This is a genomic window from uncultured Limosilactobacillus sp., assembly GCF_934202235.1.
Lineage (GTDB): Bacteria > Bacillota > Bacilli > Lactobacillales > Lactobacillaceae > Limosilactobacillus.
This window is the reverse complement of sequence record NZ_CAKPXS010000065.1, coordinates 1-5,808: the sequence shown is the minus strand read 5'-3', so window position 1 is coordinate 5,808 and position 5,808 is coordinate 1. Positions and strand designations below refer to the sequence as shown.

Genomic DNA, 5,808 nt, shown 5'->3' with positions numbered 1-5,808 from the left:
TCCTAGTCATAGAAAAAGCCCTCCAAGTATCAGATGAATTTTCTATTTCATCTGTATACTTAGAGGGCATTATAGCCTTTCAGCGCTGGCTTTTACTAATCTGTTTAATGTTCACCGGTCATCTGACCGTCGATAATTTGATAAACATGGTCAGCAAACTGCCGTAACCGTTCATCATGAGTCACAACAATCACTGTTTCACCCCGTTGATGGGCCAGGTCGGCCAATAACTGGCCGACAACTTTAACGCGTTGAGAATCAAGCGCTGCAGTCGGTTCATCAGCAAGAACGATCGCTGGTTTTTGGTACAATGCCCGAGCAATCGCGACCCGTTGCATCTGACCACCAGATAGTTGCGATGGGTACTGGTTGACTAACTGGGCGATTCCCAGGTCGTTCAATAATTGCTTTAATTCCTGCCGGCTGATTGTTTGTTCGCTCACCCGCTTGACTAGCTGAAACTGTTCTTTGACGGTTAAATAGGGCAATAAGTCATAATTCTGAAGAACAAAACCGACCTGATTCAACCGAAGCTGGTCGCTTTCTTTGGGCGACAGTGCGCTGACGTCAATCCCGCCAATCTTGACTACTCCGCTCGTTGGTCGTTGCAAGCCACCAGCAATAGTGAGAAAGGTGCTTTTCCCCGAGCCGGAAGGACCTAAAACCAGGCTTAACTCACCACTGTCGGCCGTAAAGTTAATGTCTTTGAGTGCTTGGACGCGGCCAATACCGCTCCCAAAAACCTTGTTAACATGTTTTAATTCAATTGTCTTCATCTTGGCACCCTCATTTCAACGCATCAAGTGGGTCAATTCGGATAATCATTAATGCGGGCAAAAGCGCCCCTGCCACACCAATAGCAATCAGCCCTATTCCCATAAAAAACATGTTACTTGCCTTGAGCATAACCGGAACTCCTGATGGGATCAATTGAACTGTCAGCAATGTCAGCCCAGTTGCGAAAATTAACCCCACTATCATCAGTACCAGTGACTGACTAATCGTCGCCATGACCAATGTCTTTGCTGGGATTCCCTGTGCCCGCAAGAGCGCGTATTGATGTTTCTTTTGCATGGTTAAAATATAGAGGAACACCGCAATGACGACCAGCGAAATCACCAGCAGAAACCCAATCATCAGTTGCAAAGTTGCGTTTTGCGCGGTGTATCCAGGAAGCTTATTAATAAATTGCTTAACCGGATAACGTTTCATGCCGCTTCCGCTTTCTTGAGATTTTTGGTCAGTAATCACCGCACTGGCAGCAAAATTGCCACCCCGTAATTGTTGCCACGTCGTCAATGTTCCATAGGCCACCGGTGAAATATTAATCTTAGCGTTACGGGCAAAACCCACTACTCTAAACTTCTCTTTGCTGCCGCTTAAAACTACCCGTTCTCCCAAGCGGTAGCCTTTTTGCTTCAGTGACTCATCTAACACCAGCTGGTGGTTATTTCTGATACGGTGCCCGCTGCTTAACTTGACCTTGTTGCGCGCGATAAACTCCGTTGGCGCTAACCCAATCAATTGCACCGTCTGGGGATGACGGTGGTGTTGCCGATCCACTGTGATTTTAGCGGGCTGGTCACCAATTCGCGCAAAGTGACTATTTTGTGGCAGGCTGGTGACCTGCTGACGCGTCAATACTGATTCTGCCAGTCGATCGTTACTATCCCGATTTAACCAGATCGTTTCGGTCCGCCACGATTCAATGGCAGCTGTATTTTCATTTTTCAGACCATCCATCAAACCCACCAGCATAAATAACAAGTAACTGATCAGCACGATCATTGCAATAACTAGACCATAACGGAGCTTCTCCCGCTTAATTTCACGCCAAGCTAAAAACACGTTAACCTTCTCCTTCCAACAGCACTAAGGACTTTTTCAGTTTCTGCAATACTTTCTCTTCAACCGCCGGATTCTGAATGGCTTCGCTGATTGCCTGGTGAACAAGCGTCTTAATCGCCCATTGACGTGGAGTTTCTTCTTGTTCTGGGAGCCATTGCTGTTGGTCTTTGTTTTGTCGTAACAAGCCGGCATTAGTTTGATAGTGAAAAATTAGCAGTTGCCGTAACCGTTGTTGATTAACACTTTTTAAAAAATTAGTCGTCTGCCGGAGGTGATCAGTGGCAGAAAGCTGGTGCTTCGGGTTCGACAAAAGTGACTGGTGAATTTGCTTCATTTCATGTGCAAATAAGTATGCATAAGCATCCTTAAGGTCAGTAAAGTAGTTATAAAAAGCACCCCGGGCAATTCCGGCATCCTTGACAATTCGCGCTACCTGCGCATCCGCGAGGGAATGACTGGTAAACTCACGAAATAATGCTGCAGTAACCTTCTCCTGCTTAGCCGCTGGTAATCTTAAAAACTGTGCTGATGGCAAAATGGCTCCCCCCTTCATTGTGACACCGTGTCAACTTGTCGTCTTAAAAATAGCATTAATATGACACGGTGTCAACTTAATGCTATTTCTTTCCTCGAAGGAGGTATTGAACCTTGGCGGCGTCATCGTCAAACCACCGCGGTTGTCGTTTCAAGCAGAGGCAATCATTGTCTTGCTGAATAATGCCCGCGGCCAACAAATCGCTTGTAAATTGGTCAACGAATTTTTGAATGATCCTTTGTCGGCTTTCCTTTGTTAGACAAGGAGTTGCCCACCACCGACCTTGCTGAATTAGCCAATGATTCCACTCACGTCGTTGCCAACTCATCCCTGACTGGCAAATGGTCATCTTTAAAATAATTCCTAAACGCCAATACAATTCTCCCTGCTCTAATAAAGGCCATTGGGGAACCAACGGGTGAGCAACGAGTGGACAGGCACTTAACTGATGACCGTTCAAGTAAGCTTGGTTAACCAAGGAGCGCCAGCGCCGCTCACGGTAACGCATATGGCGTTGTAGCGTTTGCGTTTGGTGCAACAGTAAGTCTGCTGTACTAGTCATTGAATGACTAAGAACGGGTTGGTAATAATTCTGCCGGAATTCAATTTGCTGACGATCCAATCGCCAAAAAGCTAACTGCGGGTGATCCGCACAAAGCTGGGTAAATTGTGAAACTACCCCACCGCGGAGGTGACGATAATAAGTCGGTCCTAATAACCAGTACACGGCAATGCCGAGTCGATGATAACCATCGTTTCTTTCTTGCAGGCGCTGGGCAGAGAGTGGACTGCATTGAAATTCGAGTGCCACTGGTTGGCCATTAATTTGAACCAGGACATCTGGACGCTGCGCAATTTCTTTAAGGTACACCTCCATTTGCGGTTGCCACCCTTGTGCTCGTGCCCAATTATAAATTTGTTGCTTACCACGGGCGTGATTAGGGTGTTTCTCCATCACTACTACCACATTCGTCACGCTTGTGGTGGGCAAAGTATGCCACCTTTTTCGTTCCTCGACACAAAACAACCTGCTGCCCACAATCGGCACAACGATAATCTGCCCTTTTCAAACATAATTCTGCCCGGACCGGACGTCGGTGCAATAATGCAACTTTCATTTTATCTCCTCCCAGTTATTAAGTACGACAGTTGCCCGGCAGATAAACTAAAAAAATGGTGCTGCTTATCGCAACACCAAAATGTCAATTAATAATTGATTTAGAAATAATAACGAACCCGTTCCACCGCCGAATGTTGCATTAACATCTTGCCATGCTCCGCAATAATGTCAGCGGTGATCGCAGTCTGAATAGCATACTCACTCAGTACCGCCATCACGTCTTCAATCAACCCTTCAGCAAGTGACCCGTCGTTGAAGAAGGTTAAAATCAGAAAGTATTGGCCATCAAGCTTATAAAGATCACTGCTCATCTGGTCAACCGGTTCCATCAAATGACTAACGCTAATGACATCTTCAAAGTGGTTAAACTTAACAACCCGGGTTGTTGATGGTTGACCACCAAATTCATCAGACGGCTCGGCTTCAGCAGAGGCCTTGTCCGCAACAGTCGGGTCAGGGTTAATCAACGGCTGATCTTTGCCCACCATTTCCCGCTTAATGTACCGGGAAATGGCATCGTTATTCGCATTCGTGTCTCCGCTCTCTGGATCAGCCTTACTGATAAATAATTCAAGCCCGGTTCGCGTCGGCAGTACTTGAAAGGTTACCGCTTCGTTATCACGAAATTCATGGTCTGTATCAACCTCATCGAGGATACTGTAAAAGAAGTCCTGAATTTGCTTGTGATTGCCCAACAGATCGAGGACCGTAATTCCACGGGCGCTGAGGTCGTCACTGCCGAGCAGGACGCGAATTGTATTTTCATTGATGTGTTCCATCTTCATGACAAGCGCCTCCGTTCATTATTACTAATACACTAATTTTACAGTTTTACGGGAAAAAGTAAAGAATCTGCCCTTACAAGAAAAAAAGCGACGATTCCTCGCCGCTTTGCTGATTAGCAAATTAACCTAAGTTAGCACGCTTTTGTGCCTCTTGTAGCTCCAAACGCCGAACTTGCCGCGGCAAGAACCGCCGAATTTCATCTTCGTTGTAGCCAACCTGAAGACGCCGGTCATCAACGATAATGGGACGACGAAGCAGTCCCGGATTTTCATGCAACAACGCATAAAGCTTCTTGAGTGGCAACTCATCTAAGTTAACCTTCAATTGTTTATAAGCCTTGGAACGTTTTGAAATGATATCTTCCGTTCCGTTTTCTGTCATCTGCAAAATACCCTTAATCTCATCCATTGACATCGGTTCCGCAAACACATTACGTTCAGCAAACGGAATATCATGTTCTTTTAACCATGCACGAGCCTTGCGGCAAGAAGTGCAACTTGGAGACGTATATAAAGTAATCATCAAATGCCTCCCTTTCACTCTTCAATTCAATAGCTTTATGACTATATTATACGACGATCAGCCGGCGAATAAAATAGTTCCAGGTGAATTTATTTACTTTTTGTAAGGAAGATTCTGTGAATTTTTTGTGAATATGAATGAAATTCTCCCCTTCAATGATAAAATCTAATTTTTGTTAGATATTGTGCTCATGGTAGTGTATCATGGTATTGAAAACGATTAATAATGTGAGGAAGTAATCTCAATGACTGATAAAATCATTTTGACCTTTGGTTCCCCGGACAACTTGAAAAAACTGATAGCAGGTAATCCCGACCGTCAGTTCGCCTACCTTGAAGAAGTTAAACATGAAGATAAATTCGCCTTGTTTGACCTGTCCGGCAAAGAAAGTATTTTTGACTATGGTATTACCCTCCGCCCGTTCAAGGAAGTTGGTAATATCGAATTTCGTGGACTAATTCGCTACGAATCGTTTCGTTTGGGTAAGCACGATAAAGAGCTTTTTAGAAAAAAGGCTGCTGAAGTATTGGAGAAGAGTCAAAAAGACGGGATGATCGGCGGCCTCCTTTGCACGAGAGACGATGTCAAACAACGCACCATCCTGATCACAATCTGGATTGATCGCGACAAGATGAATACGTGGCGTGACGGCGCTGACTACAGTGAAATTGTTGAATTTGCAGACCGTAGTGCACGTAACGACCACTTCACGGAAGTCTACCGTTTAGCTGATGATTAAACTATTTAGCCACAAGTAAAAAGGCACTGGTGATGTCAATTGCCGGTGCCTTTTTATTATCACTTTTTTCAATCTCATGGCTACCGTTAGTAGATTTGTTTATCAATCTCAAAGTGTTAGCGTACTAAAGGGAGTTATAAAAAACACGACTTCAGCGGAAACTGAAGCCGTGTTGTACAAATAACGGTCCGTACGAGACTCGAACTCGTGATCTCATCCGTGACAGGGATGCGTCCTAAACCAACTAGACCAACGGAC

General features: G+C 45.1%; 8 protein-coding genes and 1 tRNA gene. 1 reads left to right on the top strand and 8 read right to left on the bottom strand.

Annotated elements, in window-relative coordinates:
• Positions 1-104: 104 nt before the first annotated feature.
• From Q0E49_RS07740 to spxA, 7 genes are all read right to left on the bottom strand, one after another.
• Complete coding sequence (locus Q0E49_RS07740; protein ID WP_295747729.1) at positions 105-776, bottom strand: ABC transporter ATP-binding protein; 672 nt, start codon at positions 774-776, stop codon at positions 105-107.
• 10 nt (positions 777-786) lie between these two features.
• Complete coding sequence (locus Q0E49_RS07735) at positions 787-1,848, bottom strand: ABC transporter permease (RefSeq protein WP_295747726.1); 1,062 nt, start codon at positions 1,846-1,848, stop codon at positions 787-789.
• Between the two features lies 1 nt (position 1,849).
• Positions 1,850-2,383 (bottom strand): TetR/AcrR family transcriptional regulator, encoded by a 534-nt coding sequence (locus tag Q0E49_RS07730; RefSeq protein WP_295747723.1) that lies wholly within the window; start codon positions 2,381-2,383, stop codon positions 1,850-1,852.
• Between the two features lie 82 nt (positions 2,384-2,465).
• Positions 2,466-3,338, bottom strand: a complete 873-nt coding sequence (locus tag Q0E49_RS07725) for a competence protein CoiA family protein (protein ID WP_295747720.1) — start codon at positions 3,336-3,338, stop codon at positions 2,466-2,468.
• Positions 3,322-3,501 (bottom strand): competence protein CoiA family protein, encoded by a 180-nt coding sequence (locus Q0E49_RS07720; protein ID WP_295747718.1) that lies wholly within the window; start codon positions 3,499-3,501, stop codon positions 3,322-3,324. The genes Q0E49_RS07725 and Q0E49_RS07720 overlap by 17 nt, the downstream gene beginning before the upstream one ends.
• Before the next feature lie 100 nt (positions 3,502-3,601).
• Positions 3,602-4,288, bottom strand: coding sequence for an adaptor protein MecA (locus tag Q0E49_RS07715; protein ID WP_295747716.1), 687 nt, complete (start codon positions 4,286-4,288; stop codon positions 3,602-3,604).
• Positions 4,289-4,409: 121 nt separating this feature from the next.
• Positions 4,410-4,811: a transcriptional regulator SpxA gene (spxA, locus tag Q0E49_RS07710; protein WP_295747714.1), complete on the bottom strand. Its 402-nt coding sequence runs from the start codon at positions 4,809-4,811 to the stop codon at positions 4,410-4,412.
• Positions 4,812-5,055: 244 nt separating this feature from the next.
• Here spxA and Q0E49_RS07705 point away from each other — a divergent pair, with 244 nt between their 5' ends.
• Complete coding sequence (locus Q0E49_RS07705) at positions 5,056-5,550, top strand: hypothetical protein (protein ID WP_295747711.1); 495 nt, start codon at positions 5,056-5,058, stop codon at positions 5,548-5,550.
• Positions 5,551-5,734: 184 nt separating this feature from the next.
• On the opposite strand, the gene Q0E49_RS07700 is transcribed toward Q0E49_RS07705, so the two are convergent.
• A tRNA-Asp gene (locus Q0E49_RS07700) sits at positions 5,735-5,808 on the bottom strand.

What these genes read in the sequence shown, in the direction of transcription:
- Q0E49_RS07740 (WP_295747729.1), bottom strand. Translation starts at nt 776, where the DNA reads ATGAAGACAATTGAATTAAAACATGTTAACAAGGTTTTTGGGAGCGGT.
- Q0E49_RS07725 (WP_295747720.1), bottom strand. Translation starts at nt 3,338, where the DNA reads ATGGAGAAACACCCTAATCACGCCCGTGGTAAGCAACAAATTTATAAT.
- Q0E49_RS07720 (WP_295747718.1), bottom strand. Translation starts at nt 3,501, where the DNA reads ATGAAAGTTGCATTATTGCACCGACGTCCGGTCCGGGCAGAATTATGT.
- Q0E49_RS07715 (WP_295747716.1), bottom strand. Translation starts at nt 4,288, where the DNA reads ATGAAGATGGAACACATCAATGAAAATACAATTCGCGTCCTGCTCGGC.
- spxA (WP_295747714.1), bottom strand. Translation starts at nt 4,811, where the DNA reads ATGATTACTTTATATACGTCTCCAAGTTGCACTTCTTGCCGCAAGGCT.
- Q0E49_RS07705 (WP_295747711.1), top strand. Translation starts at nt 5,056, where the DNA reads ATGACTGATAAAATCATTTTGACCTTTGGTTCCCCGGACAACTTGAAA.